The organism is Flaviflagellibacter deserti (genome assembly GCF_042652085.1).
Taxonomy (GTDB): Bacteria; Pseudomonadota; Alphaproteobacteria; order Rhizobiales; family Methylopilaceae; genus Flaviflagellibacter; species Flaviflagellibacter deserti.
In genome coordinates this window covers 1,533,615-1,559,403 of record NZ_JBHSJF010000006.1, presented here as the reverse complement: position 1 = coordinate 1,559,403, position 25,789 = coordinate 1,533,615, and the positions used below count along the sequence as shown (strand labels likewise).

At 64.3% G+C, this 25,789-nt stretch carries 23 protein-coding genes and 1 other RNA gene; 14 read left to right on the top strand and 10 right to left on the bottom strand.

Annotated features, from left to right (window positions below):
- Positions 1-26: 26 nt before the first annotated feature.
- On the bottom strand, positions 27-3,455 hold the full coding sequence (carB, locus tag ACFPFW_RS14695) for a carbamoyl-phosphate synthase large subunit (RefSeq protein ID WP_114958239.1): 3,429 nt from the start codon (positions 3,453-3,455) through the stop codon (positions 27-29).
- A gap of 154 nt (positions 3,456-3,609) precedes the next feature.
- Here carB and ACFPFW_RS14690 point away from each other — a divergent pair, with 154 nt between their 5' ends.
- Together ACFPFW_RS14690 and ACFPFW_RS14685 are read left to right on the top strand one after the other, a co-directional pair.
- Positions 3,610-4,392, top strand: coding sequence for an SDR family NAD(P)-dependent oxidoreductase (locus tag ACFPFW_RS14690; protein WP_379771289.1), 783 nt, complete (start codon positions 3,610-3,612; stop codon positions 4,390-4,392).
- 286 nt (positions 4,393-4,678) lie between these two features.
- The gene (locus ACFPFW_RS14685) at positions 4,679-5,809 is read left to right on the top strand and encodes a mechanosensitive ion channel family protein (RefSeq protein ID WP_379771287.1); all 1,131 of its coding nucleotides are present in this window, start codon (positions 4,679-4,681) and stop codon (positions 5,807-5,809) included.
- A 10-nt stretch (positions 5,810-5,819) separates the two neighbouring features.
- On the opposite strand, the gene rnpB is transcribed toward ACFPFW_RS14685, so the two are convergent.
- An RNA gene (gene rnpB, locus ACFPFW_RS14680) (RNase P RNA component class A) lies at positions 5,820-6,197 on the bottom strand.
- 138 nt (positions 6,198-6,335) lie between these two features.
- Between rnpB and ACFPFW_RS14675 the strand changes: the two genes are divergently transcribed.
- Positions 6,336-7,226, top strand: a complete 891-nt coding sequence (locus ACFPFW_RS14675) for a DMT family transporter (RefSeq protein WP_114958237.1) — start codon at positions 6,336-6,338, stop codon at positions 7,224-7,226.
- Positions 7,227-7,259: 33 nt separating this feature from the next.
- On the opposite strand, the gene ACFPFW_RS14670 is transcribed toward ACFPFW_RS14675, so the two are convergent.
- Both ACFPFW_RS14670 and ACFPFW_RS14665 read right to left on the bottom strand, forming a co-directional pair.
- Entirely contained in the window at positions 7,260-7,937 is a 678-nt protein-coding gene (locus ACFPFW_RS14670) for a lytic transglycosylase domain-containing protein (protein WP_114958236.1), read from the bottom strand.
- 117 nt (positions 7,938-8,054) lie between these two features.
- The gene (locus ACFPFW_RS14665; RefSeq protein ID WP_114958235.1) at positions 8,055-8,825 is read right to left on the bottom strand and encodes an N-acetylmuramoyl-L-alanine amidase; all 771 of its coding nucleotides are present in this window, start codon (positions 8,823-8,825) and stop codon (positions 8,055-8,057) included.
- 102 nt (positions 8,826-8,927) lie between these two features.
- On the opposite strand from ACFPFW_RS14665, the gene ACFPFW_RS14660 reads away from it, so the two are divergent.
- Complete coding sequence (locus tag ACFPFW_RS14660; RefSeq protein WP_162799769.1) at positions 8,928-9,491, top strand: hypothetical protein; 564 nt, start codon at positions 8,928-8,930, stop codon at positions 9,489-9,491.
- 73 nt (positions 9,492-9,564) lie between these two features.
- On the top strand, positions 9,565-10,185 hold the full coding sequence (locus ACFPFW_RS14655; RefSeq protein ID WP_162799768.1) for a hypothetical protein: 621 nt from the start codon (positions 9,565-9,567) through the stop codon (positions 10,183-10,185).
- Here the strand turns inward: ACFPFW_RS14655 and ACFPFW_RS14650 are convergent, their stop codons facing one another.
- The 3 genes from ACFPFW_RS14650 to ACFPFW_RS14640 all read right to left on the bottom strand — a co-directional run bounded on the left by ACFPFW_RS14650 (position 10,186) and on the right by ACFPFW_RS14640 (position 13,672).
- Positions 10,186-11,043: an extensin-like domain-containing protein gene (locus ACFPFW_RS14650; protein WP_114958232.1), complete on the bottom strand. Its 858-nt coding sequence runs from the start codon at positions 11,041-11,043 to the stop codon at positions 10,186-10,188.
- A gap of 52 nt (positions 11,044-11,095) precedes the next feature.
- Entirely contained in the window at positions 11,096-12,802 is a 1,707-nt protein-coding gene (locus ACFPFW_RS14645) for a methyl-accepting chemotaxis protein (protein ID WP_162799767.1), read from the bottom strand.
- Between the two features lie 129 nt (positions 12,803-12,931).
- Complete coding sequence (locus ACFPFW_RS14640; RefSeq protein WP_114958230.1) at positions 12,932-13,672, bottom strand: 3-oxoacyl-ACP reductase family protein; 741 nt, start codon at positions 13,670-13,672, stop codon at positions 12,932-12,934.
- 93 nt (positions 13,673-13,765) lie between these two features.
- On the opposite strand from ACFPFW_RS14640, the gene ACFPFW_RS14635 reads away from it, so the two are divergent.
- A complete protein-coding gene (locus tag ACFPFW_RS14635; protein WP_114958229.1) occupies positions 13,766-14,377 on the top strand; it encodes a TetR/AcrR family transcriptional regulator in 612 nt (203 codons plus the stop codon).
- Here ACFPFW_RS14635 and ACFPFW_RS14630 read toward each other — a convergent pair whose 3' ends face one another.
- Complete coding sequence (locus ACFPFW_RS14630) at positions 14,378-14,827, bottom strand: GatB/YqeY domain-containing protein (RefSeq protein ID WP_114958228.1); 450 nt, start codon at positions 14,825-14,827, stop codon at positions 14,378-14,380. It lies immediately after the preceding gene.
- A 383-nt stretch (positions 14,828-15,210) separates the two neighbouring features.
- Between ACFPFW_RS14630 and carA the strand changes: the two genes are divergently transcribed.
- Positions 15,211-16,398 carry a glutamine-hydrolyzing carbamoyl-phosphate synthase small subunit gene (carA, locus tag ACFPFW_RS14625; protein ID WP_114958227.1) on the top strand — a complete coding sequence of 396 codons (1,188 nt, stop codon included), beginning with the start codon at positions 15,211-15,213 and terminating at the stop codon, positions 16,396-16,398.
- Positions 16,399-16,405: 7 nt separating this feature from the next.
- Here the strand turns inward: carA and ACFPFW_RS14620 are convergent, their stop codons facing one another.
- Positions 16,406-16,621: a hypothetical protein gene (locus tag ACFPFW_RS14620; protein ID WP_114958226.1), complete on the bottom strand. Its 216-nt coding sequence runs from the start codon at positions 16,619-16,621 to the stop codon at positions 16,406-16,408.
- Between the two features lie 252 nt (positions 16,622-16,873).
- The gene (locus ACFPFW_RS14615; protein WP_114958225.1) at positions 16,874-18,220 is read right to left on the bottom strand and encodes a metal-dependent hydrolase family protein; all 1,347 of its coding nucleotides are present in this window, start codon (positions 18,218-18,220) and stop codon (positions 16,874-16,876) included.
- A 251-nt stretch (positions 18,221-18,471) separates the two neighbouring features.
- Here ACFPFW_RS14615 and ACFPFW_RS14610 point away from each other — a divergent pair, with 251 nt between their 5' ends.
- From ACFPFW_RS14610 to ACFPFW_RS14580, 7 genes are all read left to right on the top strand, one after another.
- Entirely contained in the window at positions 18,472-18,672 is a 201-nt protein-coding gene (locus ACFPFW_RS14610; protein WP_114958224.1) for a hypothetical protein, read from the top strand.
- 589 nt (positions 18,673-19,261) lie between these two features.
- Positions 19,262-19,738: a division/cell wall cluster transcriptional repressor MraZ gene (locus tag ACFPFW_RS14605; protein WP_114958223.1), complete on the top strand. Its 477-nt coding sequence runs from the start codon at positions 19,262-19,264 to the stop codon at positions 19,736-19,738.
- A complete protein-coding gene (gene rsmH, locus ACFPFW_RS14600) occupies positions 19,735-20,763 on the top strand; it encodes a 16S rRNA (cytosine(1402)-N(4))-methyltransferase RsmH (protein ID WP_114958222.1) in 1,029 nt (342 codons plus the stop codon). Before ACFPFW_RS14605 ends, rsmH begins: the two co-directional genes overlap by 4 nt.
- Positions 20,760-21,257 (top strand): cell division protein FtsL, encoded by a 498-nt coding sequence (gene ftsL / locus ACFPFW_RS14595; protein WP_114958221.1) that lies wholly within the window; start codon positions 20,760-20,762, stop codon positions 21,255-21,257. The genes rsmH and ftsL overlap by 4 nt, the downstream gene beginning before the upstream one ends.
- Positions 21,254-22,912: a peptidoglycan D,D-transpeptidase FtsI family protein gene (locus ACFPFW_RS14590; protein ID WP_114958220.1), complete on the top strand. Its 1,659-nt coding sequence runs from the start codon at positions 21,254-21,256 to the stop codon at positions 22,910-22,912. The genes ftsL and ACFPFW_RS14590 overlap by 4 nt, the downstream gene beginning before the upstream one ends.
- Entirely contained in the window at positions 22,909-24,378 is a 1,470-nt protein-coding gene (locus tag ACFPFW_RS14585) for a UDP-N-acetylmuramoyl-L-alanyl-D-glutamate--2,6-diaminopimelate ligase (RefSeq protein WP_379771278.1), read from the top strand. Before ACFPFW_RS14590 ends, ACFPFW_RS14585 begins: the two co-directional genes overlap by 4 nt.
- Positions 24,371-25,786 carry a UDP-N-acetylmuramoylalanyl-D-glutamyl-2,6-diaminopimelate--D-alanyl-D-alanine ligase gene (locus ACFPFW_RS14580; protein WP_114958219.1) on the top strand — a complete coding sequence of 472 codons (1,416 nt, stop codon included), beginning with the start codon at positions 24,371-24,373 and terminating at the stop codon, positions 25,784-25,786. Before ACFPFW_RS14585 ends, ACFPFW_RS14580 begins: the two co-directional genes overlap by 8 nt.
- Positions 25,787-25,789 lie beyond the last annotated feature (3 nt).

Below are 25,789 nucleotides of genomic sequence, written 5' to 3'. Positions count from 1 at the left end.
GGTGTCTGGAGATTATGGGTCCCCGGTCAGGCCGGGATATTTTCCGTCCCTGCGAAATAGGACTGCAGCGCCCGAACCTCCAGCTCCCCGTCAAGGTAAGCCCGGATGCCCTGCGCCGCAGCAATCGCGCCTGCTAGGGTGGTGTAGTAGGGCACTTTGTGCAAGAGGGCCGCGCGGCGGAGCGACCGGCTGTCGTGCAGCGCCTGCGCCCCTTCCGTGGTGTTGAACACCAACTGGACCTCGCCGTTCTTGATGGCGTCGACGATGTGTGGCCGCCCTTCGAGAACCTTGTGAATCTTGGTCGCGGCGACGCCCTCGCTTTCGAGGAAGCGCTGGGTCCCCGAGGTCGCGATGATCTTGAAGCCTAGGCTCGACAGCAGCTTGACCGCAGGCAGGATGCGAGCCTTGTCGTCGTCCTTCAGCGAGACGAAGACCGTGCCGGACTTCGGCACGCGCGTGCCGCCGCCGAGCTGGCTCTTCGCGAATGCAATGCCGAAATCGCGGTCGAGGCCGATGACCTCGCCGGTCGAACGCATCTCCGGCCCGAGAATCGTGTCGACGCCCGGGAAGCGGGCGAACGGGAATACCGCTTCCTTGACCGCGATATGGTCGAGCTTCTGCGGCGTCAGCCCGAAGCTCGGGAGTGCCTCGCCGGCCATGATGCGCGCGGCGATCTTGGCGATCGGCCGGCCGATCGTCTTGGCGACGAAGGGCACCGTGCGCGAGGCGCGTGGATTGACCTCGAGGACGTAGATGTCACCGTCCTTGATCGCGTACTGGACGTTCATCAGTCCGCCGACATTCAGAGCCAGCGCGAGCTGTTTCGTCTGTTTCTCGATCTCGGCGATCACATCGGGCTTGAGCGAGTAGGGTGGCAGCGAGCAGGCCGAATCGCCCGAATGTACGCCCGCTTCCTCGATGTGCTCCATGATGCCGGCAACGAAGGCATGTTTGCCGTCGCACAGGCAATCGACGTCGACCTCGATCGCATTCGAGAGATAGCGGTCGATCAGGACCGGGCTATCGCCCGAGACGACCACGGCCTCGCGCATATAGCGATCGAGCTGATGGTGATCGTGGACGATCTCCATCCCCCGTCCGCCGAGCACGTAGGACGGACGGATGACGACCGGGAAGCCGATGCGCTCGACGATTGAGATGGCCTGCTCGGTCGAGGTGGCGATGCCGTTTTCCGGTTGGCGGAGCTGAAGTTTGTCGAGGAGCTGCTTGAAGCGGTCGCGGTCCTCGGCGAGGTCGATCGCGTCCGGCGAGGTACCGAGGATCGGGATGCCCGCGTCCTCAAGCGCCTGCGCCAGCTTCAGCGGCGTCTGGCCGCCGAACTGGACGATGACGCCGTGCAGAGTGCCGCGCGACTGCTCGATGCGCAGGATTTCCAGCACGTCCTCGGCCGTCAGCGGCTCGAAATAGAGGCGATCCGAGGTGTCGTAGTCGGTCGACACCGTCTCCGGATTGCAATTGATCATGATGGTTTCGTAGCCGACGTCGCGCAGCGCGAAGCAGGCGTGGCAGCAGCAATAATCGAACTCGATGCCCTGGCCGATCCGGTTCGGGCCGCCGCCGAGGATCACGACCTTCTTGCGGTCGGAGGGCTGAGCCTCGTCCGCGGCCTGGCCGGCGAAGAGCGGAGCATAGGTCGAGTACATATAGGCGGTCGGCGAAGCGAACTCAGCGGCGCAGGTGTCGATGCGCTTATAGACCGGGTGGACGTCGAGCGAGGTCCGGAGCGCCGTGACCTCCTTCTCGGTCGTGCCGGCGAGCTTGGCCAGGCGTGCGTCGGAGAAGCCGAGCGATTTCAGCGAGCGGAGCGCGCCGGCCGTCTTCGGCAGGCCGAGGCGGCGGACCTTCTCCTCGGTGTGGACGATGGTCTCGACCTGCTTCAGGAACCATGGATCGATCTTGCAGATATCGTGAATCTGCTCGACCGAAAGGCCGAGGCGCATTGCGTGCGCGCAGGTGACGATGCGGTTCGGCTTGGGAGCGGCAAGGGCGGCCTTGATGGCGTTCTTGTCGTCGCCCTGGCCCATGCCCTCGATCTCGACCTCGTCGAAGCCGGTCAGGCCGATTTCCAGCGAGCGGAGCGCCTTTTGCATCGCCTCGCCGAAGGTGCGGCCGATCGACATCGCTTCGCCGACCGACTTCATCGAGGTCGTCAGGTTGTCCTCGGCGCCCGGGAACTTCTCGAAGGCGAAACGCGGAGCCTTCACGACCACGTAGTCGATGGTCGGCTCGAAGCTCGCCGGCGTCGCGCCGCCGGTGATGTCGTTCTCGATCTCGTCCATCGTGTAGCCGACGGCGAGCTTCGCCGCGACCTTGGCGATCGGGAAGCCGGTCGCTTTCGACGCCAGAGCGGACGAACGCGAGACACGCGGATTCATCTCGATGACGATCATCCGGCCGGTCTCCGGATCGATCGCGAACTGCACGTTCGAACCACCGGTCTCGACGCCGATCTCGCGGAGGACCGCGAGCGAGGCGTCGCGCATGCGCTGATATTCCTTGTCGGTCAGCGTCAGGGCAGGGGCGACGGTGATCGAATCGCCGGTATGGATGCCCATCGGGTCGATGTTCTCGATCGAGCACACGATGATGCAGTTGTCCGCCTTGTCGCGGACGACCTCCATCTCGAACTCCTTCCAGCCGATGACGCTTTCCTCGATGAGGACCTCGGTCGTCGGCGAGGCGTCGAGGCCGCGCTCGACGATCTCGATGAATTCGGCCTTGTTGTAGGCGATGCCGCCGCCGGTGCCGCCCATGGTGAAGCTCGGGCGGATGATGGCCGGCAGGCCGATCTCGTCGAGCGCTTCCAGCGCCTCGATCAGGCCCTTCTCGACATAGCGCTTCTTGCGCTCGCTCTCGCCGCCATCCCATTGACGGCTATAGGCCTCGGTGACGCGCGCGGCCTCGCCCGCAGGCAGGTTGCGGGCGGCGATCTCGGCCAGAGCTGCCTTGTGGTGGTCGCGGTCGGCGTGTTTCAGGTCGGTCGCGGTGGCGAGCGCCGATTTCGGCGTGTCGAGGCCGATCTTTGTCATCGCCTGACGGAAGAGCTCGCGATCCTCGGCCTTGTCGATCGCCTCGGCGGTCGCGCCGATCATCTCGACGCCGAACTTCTCAAGCACGCCCATTTTGCGCAGCGACAGCGCGCAGTTGAGCGCGGTCTGGCCGCCCATGGTCGGGAGGAGTGCGTCGGGACGCTCCTTTTCGATGATCTTGGCCACGATCTCGGGCGTGATCGGTTCGACATAGGTCGCATCCGCCAGCTCCGGATCGGTCATGATCGTCGCCGGGTTCGAATTGACCAGGATGATGCGATAGCCTTCCTCGCGCAGCGCCTTGCAGGCCTGGGTCCCGGAATAATCGAATTCGCAAGCCTGCCCGATGACGATGGGGCCAGCTCCGATGATCAGGATCGACTTGATATCTTGGCGTTTGGGCATGGTTCTGCGATGCGCGCTTTCGTCGGTCGCGGGTTGATACCCGCGCGCGGAGTGGCGGCGGTGAATCGTTCCGGTCTGTAATGGCTAGAGGCGTCGTTTACACGGCGAGGTCGGTTTGCGAAAGTCCCGCGTATGGGCATGGGCGGGATAGTTGATGGTAGACAGACGCTGGACGATCATTACCGGCGCCTCGTCGGGTATAGGTGTGGAACTCGCGCGACTCTTCGCTGCGGAGGGCGACGGTCTAGTTCTGGTGGCGCGGCGCAGGGGCCGACTCGATTCGCTGGCTGCTGAACTCAAAGCCGCGCATTCGGTGCCGATTCTCGTCATGGATCTCGATCTTTTCGATGAATCCTCGCCGCAGGCGCTGTTCGACTTCGTCACAGGCCAGGAAATCGAAATCCATACACTGGTCAATAACGCGGGGTTCGGCCTCGCCGGACGCTTTGACGTTCTGCCAGCGGACCGTTTGACCGAGATGGTGCGGTTGAACGTGGAGGCGGTGACCACGCTGTCGCGTCTGTTTCTTCCGGGCATGATCGAGAGGCGGCAGGGCGGCATCCTCAACGTTGCGTCCATGGCGTCGTTCCAGGGCGGACCGTATACGGCGGTCTATTCCGCCACCAAGGCCTTCGTGCTGTCTCTGTCGGAGGCCCTGCACGAGGAGGCGCTGCCTCACGGCGTCGCAGTTTCGGCACTCTGCCCGGGGCCGGTGGCGACTGAATTCGGGAAGGTCGCGCATCTTGAGGATACGATGTTGTTCAAGCGGGCGGCCAATGCCGCGTGGGTGGCACGCGTCGGGTTCGCCGGATATCGCGCCAACAAGGCCATCGTCATTCCGGGTTTCTTCAACACGCTCGGAATCTTACTTGGCCGGCTTTTTCCGCGGGCCCTCCCGCGAAAGGTCGCCGGTCGCCTCCACAAGCTCGACCACTAGTCCGGTCAGGCTTCCCACAGGGCTTCATGGAGAACCTGGCGCGCATGCCACCAGAGCTGCGCGAAATTCGCCCCATGCCGCTCCTCGATGGTGGCATAAATCTCTGCATCGGGAGCCTGGCCGCTCGACGTCGAGCATCTGACAGAAGCCTTGGAGCGTGTCGTACAGTTTGCGTGTGGTCGAGTGATCGATCCTGAGATGCCCGTTGAACCGATCGCGCCCGAGACCGTTTGGCACCAAGCGGCGAGAAACCGCCACATACCTTGGCCAGAACGGAGAATCCGACATGGGATTCGCCTTCCCCCACTGGATGTTGAACCTGCCGCCGTGGGTCCTCTGCATCACCGCTGTTGGCATCTCCGCCGTGGTCTGGGCGATCGCGAATGCGAGCCTCGCCTTCTTCATCAATCGGCTCGCATCGTTCGGCTGGACCACTAAGCTTCGCCTGTTCCTGCGCCGCGTCCGGCCCTCGCTCGCGATCATTATCGGCACGCTGTCCTTCCTGCCGATGATCCCCGCGACGGGCTTTTCCAGCGAGGTCCAGGTCGGGCTCGTCCGTGCCTGTCTCGTTGTCATCACCCTGGCGCTCGGCATCGCGTCGTGGCGGATGAGCCAGCTCGCCTTCGACATCTACACGCGCAAGCATGGTGGGCTCGACTTCTCCGAGGACGTCCAGATCAGGCGCCGCCAGACGCGGCTCAACCTGCTGCGCCAGCTCACGACTGTCTGCATCGCGCTGACCACTGTCGCCGTCGTCTTCATGTCGCTTCCGGCTCTGCGGACGGTCGGCGTCAGCCTGTTCGCCTCGGCTGGTGTCGCAGGTATCGCCATCGGTCTCGCCGCGAGACCGGCTATCTCCAGTCTTCTGGCAGGCATCCAGATCGCTTTCACCGAGCCGATCAGGATCGGCGACCAAGTCGTGCTGGAAGGGGAGTGGGGCACGGTCGAGGACATCACCGCGACCTATGTGGTGGTCAACATCTGGGATCTTCGCCGGATGATCGTTCCGCTCAGCTACTTCCTGGAGAAGCCGTTCCAGAACTGGACCCGCGAGAACCCCCAGATACTCGGCACGGCGATGCTGTTCGTCGACTATTCGGTGCCAGTCGAGGAGATGCGCGAGCAGCTCAGGCTTATCCTGAAAGGCTGCAAGCTCTGGGACGGGCGCGCCATGGCGCTTCAGGTCACCGATCTCCGCGAGAACACGGTCGAGGTCCGCGCCCTGATGAGCGCGAAGAACGCGCCCAATGCTTTCGACCTGCGCTGTCACGTCCGCGAGAAGATGATCGAGTGGCTGCGCGCCGAATATCCGCACGCGCTGCCGAGAACGAGGTTCGCCATCGATTCAACGCTTCTGGAGGTGCCGGGCATTGGCGTCCATAACGGCGGTGCGTTCGCCCAAGTCCGGGCGCAGTGATCTCAAAACGGATGCCAGCCGGCCTGTAAGCCGGGTTCTGTAGGGCCGCAGCGGTTGCCCACTGCGACGTGACGGCCATTCCTCTGGGACGTCCGTTGCCGGACGCCTCGAGCAACCAACCCGAGCGGCTGTCTGGAGGCGGGACCTGGGCGGACCCGCGCCACTCCTATTCGGTTTTGCTCCCGGTGGGGTTTGCCGTGCCGCTCCTGTTGCCAGGCGCGCGGTGCGCTCTTACCGCACCCTTTCACCCTTACCTCCGGCGAACCGGCGGCGGTTTGCTTTCTGTGGCACTTTCCCTGGGGTCGCCCCCGCCGGACGTTATCCGGCACCGTGCCTCCATGGAGCCCGGACTTTCCTCTCCTCGCGGAGCGGCCGTCCAGCCGGCTGGCGAGCATGACTTACGGGTGGATGACGCTCCGCGCAAGGTTGCCGAACGGTCGGCCGGGTCCAGGAGACCACGCAAACTGATCGATCCCGTCACTTTGTTTCACTTGTTTCCGTCGGGAGGCAGGTCTAGCCAGCCGCGATGGCCGATATCGCTTCCGGATCTGCATCCTCGGGTCTCTTCACCCGCCTTGCTCCAGCTCTCTTCGTGGTCCTTTGGTCGTCGGGCTTCATCGTCGCGCGCCTCGTCGCGCCGCATTCCGATCCACTGACCTTCCTTGTCGTTCGCTATGCGCTGGTCATCGCGATACTCGCCCCATTCGCACTACTGATCGGTGCTCCGTGGCCGAAGGGCAGGGATTTCACCAATAACGCCGTATCCGGCTTCCTGCTGCACGGCGTTTATCTCGGCGGCATCTTCTGGGCGGTGAAGCATGGTCTGCCGGCCGGATTCGCGGGCCTGTTCGCGGGCCTTCAGCCGCTCGTGACCGCCACGCTCGCGGGGCCGCTCCTCGGCGAGGCGGTCAGTGGGCGACGTTGGGCGGGTATCGGGCTCGGTTTCGTCGGGGCGGCACTGGTTCTGCTGCCGAAGATCGGCGGCCACGACGCCATCCCAGCGCAGGCGCTGATCGTCGGCGTGCTCGCGGTGGGCGCGTTTACCGCGGGTACGATCTGGCAGAAGCGCACCGGCAATTCGATGGACATGCGGACCGGCAACGTCGTCCAGTTCACCGCCGCTCTGCTCCCCACGGCGCTGGTCGCGGCGCTGACCGAGAGCGGCCGGTTCGACATGACGCCGGAACTTATCGCCGGTCTGTTCTGGGCCGTCATTGGCCTCTCGATCGGTGCCATCACCATGCTGCTCGTCATGATCAAGCGCGGTGCAGTGGTGCAGACGACTTCGCTGCTTTACCTCGTTCCGGCAGTGACAGCGCTGATGGCCTGGATCGGCTTCGGCGAGACGATGAATGTGCTGCAGATCGGTGGCATGGTATTGGCTGCCGCCGGGGTCTTCCTTGCCAACCAGAAATGAAAAAGCCCGGACCGTTGGTCCGGGCTCTCGTCGTCAGGATTTCGCCTGGCTGGCGTCGGCGACCTGGGTGCCGCCCTTCGGCACGCCGCGGGCGATGAAGTTCTTCACCTTGCCGCAATAGGCCGATCCGGCCCGCGTCACGCCACGCACGCCGTGGCCGCCCTGATATTTCGAGACTGCACCGCACATGCTCCCGCCGGCCTTGCGATAGGCCTCGCCGAGATAGCGCATGCCGTAGCGAAGATTGGTCTCCGGATCGTAGAGCGCGGCGCGCGAGCCGGAATAGCCCATGCCCTGCGCGGTGCGGTAGCTGAGCTGCATCAGGCCGATATAGCCGCCACGGCCGGTCGCCTTCGCATTGTAGCGGCTCTCGACCATCACGACGCCATGCGCGAGGTCGTAGGGTACGCCGTTCTCCTGGGCGTAGCGCTGCACGAGAGAGTGCAGATTGCCGCGTCCGCCCGGCGCCGCGGCAGGTTCCGTGGAGGTTGATGCACGACCTTCGATGAGTTTGCGGGCGGGCTTCCTGCTGTCCTTGCCATCGCGATCGTTCTCGTCGAACGATCGCTTGGCCTGCGTTTTCGACGCAGCGGAAGCCTCGAGTTTTTCTCTCTGCTGCTGAATGAAATCGAACCGGTCGTCCGCGGCCGCGCTGTGGGCCAAGAAGAGCGAGCAAGTGAGTGCCGCACCGGTGAGAAGACGATTGATCATGCGGAACTGTCCCCATTCCGTTAGCAATGGTGGGGGACTTCGCGTGGAATCGGGGCTCAGATTAGAAGCAGTCGGGACTCCAAGCCGGCGAGACCGTGACCATTCTGGGGCGTATTGTTAATCTGAATTAACCTTTGGAAGCGCTTTCAATAGTCTTCGAAGCGTCGCGATCGTCGAAGGGTCGATGATCCCATCGACTTTCTCTTGTCTGAAATGGCGCTGGAAAGCTGTAACTACAGCCTTGGTCTGCTCGTCGAACCGGCCGGAGATTTCGATCCCGTAGCCGTAGATGGCGAAGAGTGACTGTACTTCCTCGACCGGCTCGCCTTCGTCGCCGGGAAGGAAGGTGTCTCCTTGGGTCGTAAGCGGAGCGGGCTTCTGCCAATGTCCGAGCTTGGCGGCGGCGAGCCGGTCCCATGGAAACTTCTCGCCGGGATCCTCCTTGCGGCGCGGCGCCACGTCGGAGTGGGCGAGCACGCGGTGACGTACGATGCCATGCCGCTCGCAGATGTCGAGACCGAGAGCGATCACGGCATCGATCTGGGCATCGGGAAAATCGACATAGCCGAACTCATGGCCCGGATTGGCGATTTCGATCCCGATCGAGCGGGAATTGGTGTCCGGCTCGTCCTCCCAGACAGACAACCCGGCATGCCAGGCGCGACGAGCCTCGGGTACCATCTGCACGATCCGCCCGTCCTCGTGGACGAGGTAATGACAAGACACTTTCGACGCCGGGTCGCACAGCCGGGCGACAGCTTCGTCAGCGGAGACCATGCCGGTGTAGTGCAGGAGCAGCATGTCAGGTTCGATGTCGTCGGCCCGCCCATCGTGGCTGGGCGAGGGGACGACGGTGGCGGGCAGGGGGGTGTCGGGCTGGAAGCTCATGCCCCAGCCCTGCCACGGCCTCATCCTTTCGGCAATCGCCGGAACGCTGCCTCCCGCCATGCGTTTGTCGACAGAGTCCATTGGTCCGCGAGGTATCGCACCATGAACAAGGCAATTTCCTTTGCCGCAGCGCTGCTTCTCGCCGGAAGTTCCATCGCGTTCGCGCAGTCTAGCGGCGGCTCCGCTGGCGGGGGCTCCGCTGGCGGTTCGGTCGGCGGCGGTTCGTCCATAGGCGGCGGTTCGTCGGTTGGCGGCGGGGCGGCCATGCCGCGCGCAGGCGCCGCCTCCTCACGAGCGGCGACCTCGGGGCGGGCATCGACTTCGACCGCGCCCGTCGATCCCATGGCCAGCCAGAACAATCTCGTGTCGCCGCAAAGCCAGACCGGAGGCGTCAGCACCCAGACAGCGCCGGGCAGTTCGATCGGCGAGCAGGTTCCCGTCTATGGAACCAACCAGCTTTCGGGCCAAGGGCTGGCGAACTCGATCGATCAGTCCTCGGCGCGTTCGCGTGGAACGGCATGCGGTGGCACCGGCGAGCGGAGCACGACCGTCGGCGGCACCAGTACGTCGACCCAGAGCGGCGATTGCGCCAGCCAGGAAATTCTGGGAGCGCCGTCGATCATCAGCGGCTCGGGCGGAGGCGCGGTCGACGTGTCCCGTCCCTGATGAACAGTAACATGCCGGCGAGGTTGACGGCCGCCCGCCGGCGCGATGTGAACGGACCGCCGAGGTTCGCATCATGAGAGTTGTTGCGTTCAGGCCGCTTGTTGTGGCGGCCTTTTTCGTCGGTGGCGCCAGCGCCGCCTTTGCTCATGGCGGCGGTGGTGGATTGGCCGTGCATTCCCTCGCCGCCGCGCCTGGCCATGCCGCGGTCAGCCACCAGGTCATCAGTCCGCCGCCGAGCGGCTCCCTGGTCGGCCTGTCGGGAATATCGTCCTCCATCCCGGCCGCCGGCTTGGCATCCGAGCAGGCGGCGACCGCCAGGCTGACCCAGGCGCCGGAATTCGGCACGGTCGACCCGTCGGGTGAGGCCAACGACGCCATCACCACGTTCAATGGCAGCGATGTCAGCGGCGCGACCACGCAATCCCTGCCCGGCAGTTCTGCCGGCCAACAGGTTCCAATCTACAATACGAGCCAGCTCTCGACGCCCGGCCTCAGCCAGTCGATCAACCAGGCCTCGCAGGATTCCGGGGCGACTTCGTGTAATGGGCTCGGTCAGCGCAATGCCACTATCGGCAATGGCAGTTCTTCCCAGATCGACAGTTGTTTGACCACCGGCGGAAGCATTTCCACCATGTCGATCATGAGCACGTCGTCGAGCCTCGGCCGCCCGATCAACGTCGGCGGTACGCCCTGATCATTCGTCCATGGGATCGTGAAGGAAGCCGTCCGGCACGCTGCCGGTCGGCAGATGATCGTGGTCCGCATAGGACATCGGCACGTCAGGTGAGTAATACGGCTCGAGAGCCGGCTGTTGAGGCGGATAACCACGCGGGTAGGCGTCGTAGGACGGCTGCTGCGGTATCATCTGCGGCGCCGCCGGCACGTTCGTCGGCCGCGGCCGGCAATATGATGTCCATCGGCTGTTGTGGCGCGCCAGATCCAGATGAATATGGTCGTCGTGGTAGGCGACGCCGGGTCCGAGCACGGTTCGGAATGGCCCGCAGGCGGAGCCGATCACCTGCCGGAGGAAGGCGCGCTCGTCCGGCGCGCCGTTCCAGCCCCGCGTCACGCTGATCTCGCGGCCGTTCGCCAGGACGAAAGCCCGGATGTCGAGTGCGTTGCCGAAGGAATGTTCGGAGAGCTTCTCGCCGCGCTTGTTGTTGCGCGTCCGGCAGCCATAGGAGGCCGCATTCTTGATGCCGACGATAGGCTGCCCGAAATTGGCATAGGCCGCGGGCTGGACCGACTCCGTCATCCAGCGATTGAGGGCCGCGGCAACCGGGCATCCGAGCCTTGCGGCCGGTTCGACCGCCACCGATCCGTCCGCGAGCGCCGAGACCTTGAACGGGTGTTCCAGTCCGCAGGTGCCGGGCCCGTCGATCGTTCCGATCATTTCCGCAGAGGCTGAGCGGGTGAAACCACCTGCTCGCAGGCATTGCAGTTCGGCCGCGTCGCGCCAGGGCTCCCGCTGCTCGAAATCAAACGCGCCACACGAAGCGACGAGCCCCGCCAATGCAATGGCGGCAATTCGGGAGGCGATACGCAAACTCATGGATACAGAGAATGCGACGCTGCCTGTTAAGGACGGGTCAACGATAGGCCGGTCAGGCCGCGCGCATCTCGCTGAGGAAGTGCGTCACCGCCTCCGACATCTCCCGGGCCTGCTCGGTCAGTTCCTCGGCGGCCGTTGTGACGTCGCGAGATGCCGTATCCGCGTCCTCGGCAGCCTCACGCACGGTTTCCATACTCGAACGGGCACTGCCGGTCTGGTGCGCCGCCTCGCCGATGGCTCCGGCGATTTCGCGGGTCACCGCGCTCTGCTCCTCGATTGCCGAGGCAATGGCGGATGCGATCGTATCCATCTCGCCGATCGTCCGCGACACGCTTTCGATCGCCCCGACGGCGTTACGGCTGACCTGGTTCATATTCTCGATCTGCCGGGCGATCTCTTCCGTCGCACGGGCGGTCTGGTCGGCGAGCGACTTCACCTCGGCAGCAACGACGGCAAAGCCCTTGCCGGACTCGCCGGCCCGTGCGGCCTCGATCGTGGCATTGAGCGCGAGAAGATTGGTTTGCGCCGCGATGTCGCCGATCAAGGTCAACACCTTGCCGATTTCCTCGGTTGCCGAGGACAGGCTCTGGATCTGCTCGGTCGAATGGCTCGCTTCCGAAACGGCGCGCGAGACGATTGCCGAGGACTGGCTGACCTGACGGCTGATCTCGTTGACCGAGCCCGACATTTCCTCGGCCGAGCTCGTCACGGCGGTCGAATGCTGGCTCGCTTCGTCCGAAGCCGCCATCGCATGAGCGACGCGGGTCTTCGTGGTGTCGGACACGGCGGTCAGGCCGGATGCGGTCGAGTGCAGGCGTCCGGCCGCATTGCTGACCGCCTGCAGGATGCGTCCGACGGTCTGTTCGAAACGGCCAGCGGCCTGCGCCATGGTCTCGCCACGCATGCGCTGGCGGTCGGTGTCGCCGCGCGCCGCATCTTCGAGATCGCGCTGCCGGAGCGCATTGGTCTGGAACGTCTCGAGTGCGCGGGCGATGTCGCCCACCTCGTCGGCGTTGGCGGTGTAGGGGATCGCGACATCGAGCTTGCCGTCGGCGAGTTCGCCGACGGTCGCGGTGACATGGGCCAGGGGCTTGAGGCCGCGGCCGATCACGACGCTCGCGAGCAGGATCAGCAGAAGGCCGGCCACAGCCGCCGAGCCGAAGATCGTCAGCGCCGTCTGCCAGAGCATGGCGTCGAAGCCGCTTTTGTTGAGGCCGACATAAAGAATGCCGGTCACGTCGCCGGAAGCGGATTTGATCGGCACATATTTCGTGAAGAACGGCTTGCCGAGGATGTTGGCCTCGCCCTGGTAGGTCTTGCCAGCTTTCATCGCCTGCCAGACTTCGCCGCCCTTGCCGAGTGGCGTGCCGATGGCGCGCGAGCCGTCCGGCTTCTTCACGCTCGTGCTCTTGCGGATGAAATCGTCATGGCCGGGATCGTAGGCGAAGAGGGTCGAGGTCTGGCCGGTGATGCCGCTGATTTTGTCGATCAGGTCGTGTTCTGCGAATTCCGGAACGGCAGACATCGTCACTGACTGGACGTCACCGCCGGTGGCCGAGACCGTCGCGTCGGCAAAGGCGTCCTTAACCGCCGAGGCGGCGATGCGCATGTTCTGCTGCTGGCTGGCGATGGCCTGCTTGGTCAATTCCCCCCGCAGGCTGTGAAGCGTGATCGCGCCGATGGCCGCCGTATTCACGGCGAGCAGGCAGGCAATGAACAGATAGGATTTGCCGCGCAGGCGCAGTTTGGGAAGACGCATCGATTGAGCCCCGCACGCGCCATCACCCCGCTGATAGCGCATCTCTATCGGATGATTGTCGAAAACTGTTAGCGGCGGGTTACGGTCGAAGACCTGCTGGCGCCTCAGCCGGACGCCACGCGAGCATGGTCATGCATTCGTGCCGCCGTCGACCGTGAGGAGCGCGCCGGTGATCTGGCGCCCGCCGTTGCCCGCAAGGAACGCCACCATCGCGGCGATGTCCTGCGGCTCGCCGAAGCCACCGAGCGCCGTCAGCGCGGCCTGCGCCGATGCATGCTCGCCATCGGCCGGATTCATGTCGGTATCGGTGGAGCCCGGCTGGACCAGATTGACGGTGATGCCGCGCGGTCCGTAATCGCGGGCAAGTCCTTTGGTCATTCCGATCAGCGCGGCTTTCGTCATCGAATAGACGGTCAGGCCGGGAAAAGGCACGCGCTCGGCCAGGTTCGATCCGATCGAGATGATGCGAGAGCCCGGCTGCATGTGGCGGGCGGCGGCTTGCGAGGCGACGAGGACGGATCGCGTATTCACGGCCAGAGAATGGTCAATCTCCGCCGCCGACACCTCGTCGATCGGCGTCGTCATGAAGATGCCCGCATTGTTGACGAGCACGTCCAGCCGGCCGAAGGTTTTGATGGTCTTCTCAATAGCTTGCACGAGAGAATCCGTGTCGCTGCTATCGGCCTGGATGGCGACCACGTCCCGGCCCCCGGCCTTGAGGCCGTCCGCGATCGCGTTCGCCGCCGTCTCGTTGCGGACATAGGTGAAGGCCACCGAGAATCCGTCTTCCGCCAGCGCCCGGACGATCGCGGCGCCGATGCCGCGGCTGCCGCCGGTCACGAACGCAACCCTTCTAGTGCTGAGAGCCATGGGATAATCCTTTATATATACCGAGCGGTATATATATTGGTATGCCGACCGATGCGGCGGGTCAACAATATTATACCGATGAGTACAAATTAAATGGCACGCGGACGCCCACCGGAATTCGATCGCCAGAAGGCCCTTGAGGCAGCGATGCGTCTGTTCTGGACGCGCGGCTATGCCGGGACCTCGCTCACCGACCTGACCGAAGCGATGGGTATCGGCCGGCCAAGCCTCTATGCCTCGTTCGGCTGCAAGGAAGAGCTCTTCCGGGAAGCGGCCAATCTCTACAATTCACTGGAAGGGGTGCTGGCCTGGAAGGCGCTCGATGGCGGCAAGACCGCCCGCGAGGCGGTCGAAGAGATGCTGCTGACCCATGCCGCGGCCTATACCAATCCGGACCTACCGCCCGGATGCATGATCGTCCTCTCGGCTTTGGTCGGGACGCCGGAGGACGAGGAGGTGAGGGACTTCCTTGCAGATTGCCGCAAGCAGGGCATCGCGCAGTTTGCGGCCAGGCTCGATCGGGCGGTCGAGGAAGGAGATCTGCCTCGCGGCACCGATACCAATTCGGTCGCGCTTTATCTGACGACCGTTCTTCAGGGATTGTCCGTGCAGGCACGCGACGGAGCGACACGCGCCGACCTGGAACGCATCGTCCGTCAGATCATGGCTGGCTGGGACGGTGTGATCGCGGGCAGCGGGGCCTGATCAGCTCAGAAGGTCCTTCACCACGCCATTGGCGCGGCCGAAATCCATCTGGCCGGCATATTTCTCCTTCAGCGCGCCCATGACCTTGCCCATGTCCTTGACACTCGAGGCGCCAGTCTCGGCGATCACGCCCTGGATAGCGGCGCGGGTCTCGGCCTCGTCCATCTGCTTCGGCAGGTAATTCTGGATCACCGCGATCTCAGCGCGCTCCTGGGCTGCCAGTTCTGCACGGCCATTGGCTTCGTAGATCTTCGCTGACTCGTCGCGCTGCTTGATCATCTTCTGGAGAAGAGCGAGGAGCTCGTCGTCCGTCGCCTTTTCCTTGCCCGCGCCGCGCGCCTCGATATCGCGATCCTTGAAGGCGGCATTGATGAGACGCAGCGCGCCGACACGAACTTTGTCGCCGGACTTCATTGCGTCTTTCATTGCGGCGGTGATCGCCTCGCGCATCTGGATAGCTCCGAATAAAAGGGCTTGTGGTGTTGACCGGCGGGCATACGAGTTCTAGCTACTGGCCAGTCCGCCGGCCGCGACCGGACACCTAAGGCAGCCATGACGACCGAACAAGCCCTAGGGGTCCATATCCATAATCAATGGCCTTCTGATGAGGCCAAAACCGTCCGCCGGCACGGAGGATCGCGCAGGGCAATGCTGTCGCATCGCACAAGCGGTCCGACACCGCCGCCGGGCGGTTTTCGCCTCACCCCGCAGGGGCGCGGTCCCTGCGGCCGGCTGGTGCGTCGCGGTCCGTCGCAAACCGTCATGGTTTGCTGCCGGCTCGCTCCTGCCAGCCAACCACATGTCCTCGCGTCAGAAGGCCATTGATTATGAATATGGACCCCTCCGCAGGCGGTGACGCCTGGACCGATCCCAAACCCACGGCCGTACTCGTTCTGGCCGACGGCACCGTTTTGGAAGGGCAGGGGATAGGCGCCATAGGCCAAGCCAGCGGCGAGGTCTGCTTCAACACGGCGATGACTGGTTATCAGGAGATCCTGACCGATCCGTCCTATTCCGGGCAGATCATCACCTTCACCTTTCCGCATATCGGCAATGTCGGCACCAACGAGGACGACATCGAGACCATCAACATGGCCTCGGCATCCGGCATCCGCGGCGCCGTTCTCGCGGCTCCGATCACAGATCCGTCCAACTGGCGCGCCAGCCGCGATCTGGACGCCTGGTTGAAAGCTCGCAACATCGTCGGCCTTACTGGCATCGACACTCGGGCGCTGACGGCGCTGATCCGCGAGCGGGGAATGCCGAACGCGATGATCGCGCACAATCCGGACGGCGTGTTCGACATAGAGGCGCTGAAGCGCGAGGCGGCCGGCATCCCGAGCATGGAAGGCGTCGACCTCGTTCCCGGCGTCACCACCGCCCAGAGGTTCGAATGGGACGAGGCCGGCTGGACCTTCGAGAACGGCTATCGCCGGATCGGCGAGGGAAAGCGTCGCGTCGTCGCGATCGATTACGGGCTGAAGCGCAACATCCTGCGCATGCTGGCCGAGCAGGATTGCCATGTCATCGTGGTGCCGGCGACGGCGACGAGCGAAGAGATCATGGCGCTAAAGCCGGACGGCGTGTTCCTGTCGAACGGCCCGGGCGATCCGGCCGCGACCGGCGAATACGCCGTGCCGGTGATCCGCGAAGTGCTCGACAGGAAGGTGCCAACCTTCGGCATCTGCCTCGGCCACCAGCTTCTCGGCCTCGCCATCGGCGCGACGACCAAGAAGATGCATCAGGGCCATCACGGTGCGAACCATCCGGTGAAGGACTTCACCACCGGAAAGGTCGAGATCACCTCGATGAACCATGGCTTCGCCGTCGACCGCGAAACCCTGCCGGGGAACGCCGAGGAGACGCACATCTCCCTGTTCGACGGCTCGAACTGCGGTATCCGCCTGACCGACCGGCCGGCCTTCTCGGTGCAGTATCACCCCGAGGCCAGCCCCGGTCCGCAGGACAGCCACTATTTGTTCAAGCGCTTCGCCGATCTGATCGACGCGTCCAAGGCCTGAGCGGCCGTTACGGCCGCTCTTCCGTACCGTCAGACACGGTCTCGTATGTCATCGGCAGCGAGACGTCATGCGTCTCCTGACAGTGATGGCAGGGAAAGGCACGATAGGCCATGCGCGGGGTGTCGCGCGAGGCGAGTAGCAGGGTCTTGCCCGTGTTTGGGCAGCGTGTGGCCCAATATTTCTCGCCCCGTTTCGCCGGGACTTCGGCGGCAAAGATGATCATGGTCCCTCCAGGGTCTGGAGCCGCATCCCTCGGACGCGACAGTACTCCTAGAACGCATCAGCGCGGGTAGGGTTCGGCAAATTCTTGGGGCCGATGGTCGAGGGGAGGGCGGCAAGTGTGACTTGACCCGTAACCAGTCCAAAAGGCCTCGCCACGGTTCCCGGGAAGGCTCACTTCAGATCCAGACGGCCGCGCGGGGCCTCTTTTGTGTTCGTCAATCGGTCGCGAGATGTCACGACTATCCAGTTCGGATCAGTTCGGAAGAGTTTCCTTGTAGATCATCCCGTCCTTCATGATGACCAGGAAACGCCTGTCGGGCTCCTTCACTAGACCGATGTCCTTCAGGGGATCGCCGTCGACCAGCAGCAGGTCGGCGAGCGCCCCCTTCTCCACGACCCCGAGCTTGCCTGGATAAGGATTGCGAAGACCGGACAGGGCGAGCAGTTCGCCGTTTGTCGAGGTCGCCATGATCAGCGCTTCGGCCGGCGAATACCAGCGTGTCAAATCAGCCAGCGCGTGCCCCTGGCGTTCCGCCAGTTCCTTCGAGAACAGGACATCCGTGCCGAAAGCCGTCTTGATCCCGTACTTCTTTGCGAGTGCGTAGACCTTGTCGGTGCCGGCAATGACCTGCCGCATCCGCGCCTGCTGCTGCGGCGCCAGCACGGCAGCGCCGCCAAGGTCGATAAAGGGCTGCGTGCTCAGCCAGATTCCCTTCTCCACCATCAGCTTGGCCGTTGCTTCGTCCATCAGATGGCCATGTTCGATGCATTTCACGCCGGCTGCGATGGACCTCTGAATCGAAACGACCGTGTAGGCGTGAGTACAGACATAGGTGCCCCAGTTTTCGGCGGCTTCGACCGCAGCCTGAAGCTCGGGCTGGGTGAATGTGGAAACCTCGAGCGGGCTGAACGGCGATGCCACGCCGCCGCCTGCCGTGAGCTTGATCTGCGAAGCGCCGTGCATGAGCTGCTCGCGCACGCGAACACGCACCTCGTCCGGACTGTCGGCGATTGCGCTGGCGCCGAGCTGTTCGATGCGGCTCGGCGCGCCGCCTATGGCCCTCGGCAGCTCCGTGAGTTGACGGAAGTCGCCGTGACCGCTGGTGACGGTGATCATCGCCCCGGACGGATAGATCCGCGGACCTGGCAGGATGCCTTCGTCGATGGCGCGCTTCAGCGCGAAGGACGGACCGCCCATGTCGCGCACCGTCGTGAAGCCGCGCATGAGTGTGGCCGTGGCCTCGGCGCCTGCCAGAAGGGTCGTGTAGCCGACATCGCTGGTAAGCATGGTCGCGGGTGTCGGCCGCGCGAACATTGCGTGCCAATGCACGTCAATCAGACCGGGCATCAGCGTCCGCCCATCGCCGTCGATGATGCGGGTGGATGCGGAGCGATCGACCGTGATCGGCGTCGTCGAAATCTCTTCGATCAGGTTTTCGCGGATGAGAACATTGGCCGGCTCCGACAGCGAGGGGCTCTTTCCGTCGAAGACCCTGACGTTGTTGAACAGGACAACAGTGGGTTGCTGGGAATGTGCCTCGTCCGCGTGGCACGCCAGTAGCACCACTATCGTGAGCAGGCCGCGCAGGGATAAGATCATCTCGACTGCTCCCTTCGCATGGAGCTTAGCATGGTATCGGGCCAAGCCCTCGTGGCGAAGGCGAAGCCTGGTGCGCTTGTTACCTCGCCAGCTGCTACGTTGGGCCGTTCGACACGCAACCAGAGGTCATCCTCCTCCCGGCGTTTTTATTGGCAATGAATAAGAGACCGGTTCAGGGTAGGCCGCTCGCTTCCCCGACCTTAAAGCCGACACCACTGGGTGAAGTCAGAGTCCCTCAGGAGGAAGGCGTCATGGCAGCTCCAGCAGGTGAATACGGCGCTCTCGCACTCAAAAAGCTCCTGGCGATCCTGCTGCTTTTTGCGGGTCTCGCCTTTACGGCGGTCGGCTTCAACGGCGGATCGGTCGGTACGACCCTGCTGGGTCTGGCCCTGATCGCTGCAAGCGTGTTGTTGCTGATACTCAAGATCGTTCGGCGCAGTTCACTGCCCTAGGCCTCTGTGAAGTGGCCCGAATGAGCCATCGCGGATCCGGGAATCTGAGTACTCGATCGGTCCGAACGACATGATGCTTCGGAGAATTCGTCGGACGCGCCATCCTGATAGCCGTCTCGGCTCTCGTATTCTTCCTGAGCTTCCGCCTGAAACTGGACCACGGGCGTCCCGACGTCCGGATCGTCGGCGTCGTCCTGGCGCGGCGTCGCGGACTTCGCGTCTGCGTCGCCTCCTGCAGTCTGCTTGCGATGTCGCTCGTGCCTCCGTGTAGGCCTGCCGGCCGTGGCAGCAAAGGCCCAATTATTCGGTCAAGTGACACAAGCCCGTTCGACCTGAATCCCTTGAGCTTTTCACGGCAACTGCCCGTTAACCTTAACAGCCCAGATTCAACAGCGACTTAGCGCGGAAATTCGCGGCCAGTGACAAGGCTGTGAATGGTTAATTGTGGCGAAATATCGTTGACGCCCATGTGGTCCCATGATATCCCAAATCATCCCTAGCGGAGCGTTCGCCGAGAGGCTTCGCCCGGCGGCCGAGGGAGGCCGTTTGGCGTCGAAGGCGGAGCCTTGTCCGGGGGAAGAGGGGCCCCATGGACCGCTTTGTGTCCAACTTCACGAGCCGGCTGGACGCCAAGGGACGGGTTTCGATCCCGGCCTCGTTCCGTGCCGTGCTGGCGAGGGATGGACACGAGGGCCTCTGCGTTCTTCCGTCGCTGGATACCCAGGCGCTGGACGCGGGCGGGAACGCGCTTCTTCAGGAAATCGACCGTCTTCTCGAGGGCTTCGCGCCGTATTCGGAGGAGCGGGACGCGATCTCGACCTCTCTTCTCGGCACCAGCGAAATACTGAAAACGGATCCGGAAGGACGCGTCGTTCTCACCGAGAGCCTGAAGTCCTATGCTGGCATCACGGATTCGGTGACCTTTGTCGGTCACGGACACAAATTTCAGATCTGGGAGCCGGAGACATTTCGCGCCCATCTCGACGACGCCCGCGCAAAGGCGCGCGATCTGCGGCGCCGCATCGGCGCGGGCCGGATCGGCAACACGACGGAGACGCCGCAATGACGGCGCTTCACGTCGAAGGCGGAGCGCCTGTCCGCCACATCTCGGTTCTTCGCGACGAGGCGGTCGATGCGCTCGCACCGGTCGATGGAGCGCTCTATATCGACGGCACGTTCGGTGCCGGCGGCTATTCGCGCGCTCTGCTCGAAATGGCCGACTGCAGGATCGTCGGCATCGACCGCGACCGCGAGGCAATCGCCGGTGGCGCATCGCTCGTCGAGGCGTCGCAGGGACGGCTGATGCTGGTCAACGGCCGCTTCGGCGATCTCAAGGAAATCACGGCAAATCTCGGCGTCGAGCGGGTCGATGGCATCGTTTTGGATGTTGGGGTTTCGTCTATGCAGATCGACGACGCCCACAGGGGCTTCTCGTTCCGCTTCGACGGGCCGCTCGACATGCGCATGGGCGGCGAGGGGCCGAGCGCCGCGGATCTCGTGAACGATTTGTCCGAGAAGGACTTGGCAGCGCTTATTCGGACCTTGGGTGAGGAACGCCGGGCCAATGCGATCGCGAAGGCGATCGTTTCGGAGCGGAATAATTCGCGCATCGAAACCACGCTTCATCTCGCGAAAATATGCGAAACGGTCCTCGGCCGGGCGTTCGACCAGATCAATCCGGCGACCCGCACCTTCCAGGCGCTGCGCATCGCGGTGAACGACGAACTGGGCGAGCTTCTCCGCGCGCTGTTCGCGGCGGAAGAGGTTCTGGCGCCGGGCGGACGCCTCGCGGTCGTCAGCTTCCACTCGCTGGAAGATCGGATCGTGAAGACCTTCCTCGCCGAGCGCTCGCGCACCACGCCGAACGTCTCGCGTCACGCCCCCGCGACCTTCGCCGCGGCGCCGACCTTCATTCCCGTGGTTCGTTCAGCGACGCCGGGGGACGACGAAATCGCTCGCAATCCGCGCTCGCGTTCGGCGCGTCTGCGCGCCGCCGAGCGCACGGATGCTCCGGCGCGCGGCCCGAGTGACTCCCTGGCCTATGGGGTGCCGCATCTTCCGGCCCTGACGACGATCATGGGTGGCCAGTGAAGATTGCGCGTTTCTTCAACGTCATCGCCGTCATCGCGCTGATCGCGGCGGCGGTCGTCGTCTATCAGATCAAGTACCGCGCGACCTGGCAGGCCGAGGAGGTCGCCAAGCTCGAACGGCAGATCAACCGCGAGAAAGCGGCCATCGCCGTACTCGAAGCCGAATGGGCGCATCTCGTACGTCCCGATCGCATCCAGCTCCTTGCGTCGAAGAACCTCGATCTCAAGGCGGCCGATCCTCGTCAGCGGATCGAGATCGCGGCGCTACCCCTGCGGCCGGCGCGGGTCGACTCAATCGCCGCCACGATTGAATCGCTCGGTCTCGAACAACAGCCGCTCCTGCCCGAACCGAAGGCGCCGGGCGAGGATCCGATCGCCCGCACCATCGAGGCAATGGGCCTCGCTCTGCCGAGCGGCCAAGACCGCGTCGACCGCGTCATGAATTCGCTCGGCATCGGCCAGTCTCCCCCGCCACGTCACGGAGTTCCGCAATGAGGTCTGCGAGCAATGCCGGCAGGGTGAGGCTCGCAATGGCGGGCTTTATTGCCGTTTATCTCGCAATTGCCGGCAAGCTCGTTCTGCTCGGCACTAAGCCCGACGAGCAGGCCAAGGCACGCATCGACGCGGAAGCCGGTCTCGCGACCCGGCGTCCGGTCATCGCCGACCGCTACGGCCGCCAGCTCGCAACCGATATCGAGACCTCGTCGATCTTCGCCGAACCCCGCAAGATGATCGATGCCGACGAGGCCGCGGAAGCGCTCGGCCGGGTCATGCCGGACCTCAACCTCGACGAATTGCACAAGAAGTTCTCGACCGATCTCGGCTTCGTCTGGGTGAAGCGTGAAATCTCGCCGCGCGAGCAGGCCGAAGTGCATCGCCTGGGCATTCCGGGCGTCGGCTTCCTGTCCGAACAGCGCCGCGTCTATCCCAACGGTCCGATCGTCTCGCACGAACTCGGCGCCGTGAATGTCGACAACCAGGGCATTTCGGGTCTCGAAGCCTATATCGACAAGAGCAATCGCGTCGTGAAAGACGGCTCCAGCCAGCCGCCTGAACTCAACGTGGCGCTCGACCTGATGGTCCAACACGCGGTGCGTGACGAGCTCGAAGTCGCGATGAAGGAGTTCGATCCGATCGCGGCCTCGGGCGTCGTCATGGATGTCGAGACGGGCGAGATCGTCGCCTATGTCTCGCTTCCCGATTTCGACCCGAACAAGCCGGCCGATGCCCTGAAGCCCGAAGCGATCAACCGCGTCAGCGTCGGCGTGTTCGAGATGGGCTCGACCTTCAAGGCGCTGACGCTCGCGATGGCGCTCGATTCCGGCAAGGTGAAGCTTAGCGACCGCTTCGATGCCCGCGCGCCGATGCGCTACGGCAAGTTCTCGATCGACGACTTCCATCCGACCCGACGCATCCTGTCGGTGCCGGAAGTGTTCATCCACTCGTCGAATATCGGCACGGCCAAGATTGCGCTGGCCGTCGGCGTCGACGGTCACAAAGCGTTCCTGAAGAAGATGGGCCAGCTGGATCGGCTGCGTACCGAACTACCGGAAAGCGCGATGCCGATCGTCCCGAGGAACTGGGGAGAGTTGAACACCGTCACGATCTCGTTCGGCCACGGCCTGTCGGTCTCGCCGCTGCAGACGCTGATGGCGACCGGCGCGCTGATGAATGGCGGCTATCTCATTCCGCCGACCTTCCTGAAGCGCAGCAAGGAAGAGGCGATGACTTTGGCCAAGCGCGTCATCAAGCCAGAAACCAGCGATATGATGCGCTACCTGATGCGCCTCAACGCGACGTCTCCGGCGGGCTCGGCAAAGAAGGCCGACATCCCCGGCTATCGCGTCGGCGGCAAGACCGGCACGGCCGAGAAGGTTGTGAACGGTCGGTATTCCGACGATAAGGTGATGTGCGCGTTCACGGCGGTTTTCCCGGCCGACGCGCCGCGCTACGCTTTGCTGGTCATGCTCGACGAACCGAAACCGACCAAGGAAACGCACGGCTTCCGCACCTCCGGCTGGAATGCGGCCCCGGTGACCGGCCGGATCGTCGCCCGTATCGCGCCGCTGCTCGGCGTCAAGCCGGACTTCGATATTCCGCCAATGCTGCCTCCGGCCACACAGGCCGCCGCGCTCGGCTCGATTCAGTGAACGAAACACAGGAGGCGCGGGCGGTCTCGCTCGGGGAGCTTTTCCCCGATGCGGAGTTTTCTCCCAATCTCAGGGCGCTGATGATCGCCGGGATCACCGCCGACAGCCGGGCGGTGAAGCCCGGTTTCCTGTTCGCGGCGCTGCCGGGCGTCAGAGCTGACGGACTTAGCTTCGCTCCGGCCGCGATTGCCGCCGGAGCGGTCGCTGTCCTGACCGACAAGCCCGACATGGTCGAAGGAGCGGTCACGGTCCATGTCCCTAACGCCCGTTCGGCCTTGGCAAAGGCCGCTGCAAGATTTTATCCGCGCCAGCCGGGCGTCATCGTCGCCGTCACCGGCACCAACGGAAAGACGTCGGTCGCGAGCTTCGTCCGCCAGATCTGGACTGCGCTCGGTCATCAGGCCGCGAGCCTCGGCACGGTCGGTCTCGTCAGCCCGAAAGGTGAGGAATATTCGACCCACACCACGCCCGACCCGATCGTGCTGCACAAGCTGGTCGACCGGCTGGCGGGCGAGGGGGTCGATCATCTCGCGATCGAAGCGAGCTCGCACGGCCTTGACCAGTACCGACTCGACGGCCTGCATCTGAAAGCCGGCGGCTTCACCAATCTCACCCGCGATCACCTCGATTACCACACGAGCTTCGAGGCCTATCGCGATGCCAAGCTGACCCTGTTCACCCGCGTCCTGCCGAAGAAGGCGGCGGCGGTCATCGCGGCCGACGGCGAGGGCGCCCGGGTCTTCATCAAGGCCGCGCGGGATCGCGGCCTGCGCACGCTGACCGTAGGCGAGCACGGTCTCGATCTGCATCTCCTCAAGGTCGAGCCCGACGGCTTCGCTCAGATACTGACGATACGGCATTGCGAAGAGGACTATCGTATTCGCCTGCCGCTCGCGGGCAGCTTCCAGGCGGAGAATGCGCTCGTCGCCGCTGGCCTCGCCATCGCAACGGGAGGCCGACCGGACAAAGTCTTCGGAGCGCTCGAGAGCCTGAAAGGCGCGACGGGGCGGCTGGAGCGGGTGGCCGAGGTCAATGGCGCTATCGCGGTCGTAGACTACGCTCATACCCCCGACGCGCTCGCCAATGCGCTCGACGCGCTTCGTCCCTATGCCACCGGACGCCTGATCGTCGTGTTTGGCGCGGGCGGCGACCGCGATCCCGGCAAGCGACCGCTGATGGGCGAGGCGGCAATCAAACGCGCCGATATCGCCATCGTCACCGATGACAATCCCCGTTCCGAAGAGCCGGCCGTGATCCGCGCGGCGATCCTGGCTGCCGCCCCCGGCGCGCGGGAAATAGGAGACCGCGCGCAAGCCATAGCCGCAGGCGTGGCCGAGTTGAAACCAGGGGATGTTCTCCTCGTTGCGGGCAAGGGTCATGAAACGGGCCAGATCGTAGGCGACCGAACGCTTCCATTCTCCGATCACGCGGCGATCCTGGCCGCGATAGGTGGGCCACATGAGTGAAGCGTTGTGGACGGGAAAGGACTTCGCCGCGGCTCTCGGCGGCCAGGTCACGGGCAAGCTGCCGCGTGCCATCACCGGCATCTCGATCGACAGCCGGACGATCGACAAGGGCGAGGCCTATTTCGCCATCAAGGGCGACCGCCACGATGGCCATGCCTTTGTCCGTTCAGCGCTCGACAACGGCGCCGGCGTCGCGGTCATCGCCCAGAGCAAGCAGGACGAAGTCGGGACGACGTCGCCGCTTCTCGTCGTTCCGGATGTGCTCGATGGCTTGATGGCGCTGGGCAAGGCATCGCGCGACCGGTCCAAGGCATGGGTGATCGCGGTCACCGGCAGTGTCGGCAAGACCGGCACCAAGGAAATGCTGCGCCTGATGCTCTCAGCCGATGCGGATACGCATGCCTCCGTCGCGAGCTTCAACAATCACTGGGGCGTGCCGCTGACGCTCGCCCGCATGCCTCAGTCGACGCATTACGGCATCTTTGAAATCGGCATGAACCATTCCGGCGAGATCACGCCGCTGACCAAGATGGTTCGCCCGCACATTGCGATTGTCACCACGGTCGAGCCCGTCCACGTCGAGCATTTTCCCTCGATCGAGGCGATCGCCGACGCCAAGGCGGAGATATTCTCCGGCCTCGAACCGGGCGGTGCGGCGATCATCAACGCCGACAATCCCTACGCCGACCGCCTCGTCACGGCCGCGAAGGCGGTTCAGGCCGAGGTGCGGACCTTCGGTCAGGCTGCGAATGCCGATGCGCGGCTCCTGACGGTCGCAAGCTTGCCGGCGCATTCGATCGTCACCGCCTCGATCCTCGGCCAGGAGATCGCCTATCGCCTCGGGGCGCCGGGCCGGCATCTCGTCATGAACAGTCTCGCGGCGTTGATGGCGGCGAAGCTTGCCGGTGCCGATCTGCATTCGGCCGCCTCCAAGCTGATGGAGTTTCAACCGTCCGCGGGTCGAGGTCTGCGCCACGAACTCGTCACGCCGACCGGCCCCGCCGTTCTCCTCGACGAGAGCTACAACGCCAATCCGGCCTCGATGCGCGCCGCGATCAGCCTGCTCGGCCTTTCACCCGCCGCCGGACGTCGTATCGCGGTGCTCGGCGATATGCTGGAACTCGGCGACCAGGCCGACGAACTGCACCGCCAGCTCGCGCCTGCATTGGCCGAAGCCCGTATCGATCTTCTGTTCGCAGCCGGTCCCGCGATGCGGGCGCTCTACGAACAGGTGCCGGCGACCCGCCGCGGCGGCTGGGCTGAATCGTCGTCCGAACTTCAGCCGCTCGTTCTCGACGAGGTGAAGGGCGGCGATGCCGTGATGATCAAGGGCTCGAACGGCAGCAGAATGAGCCCTATCGTCAGTGCGCTGATCCGCCGATTCGCCCCGGCGGACGCTTCCGTTTAAAGA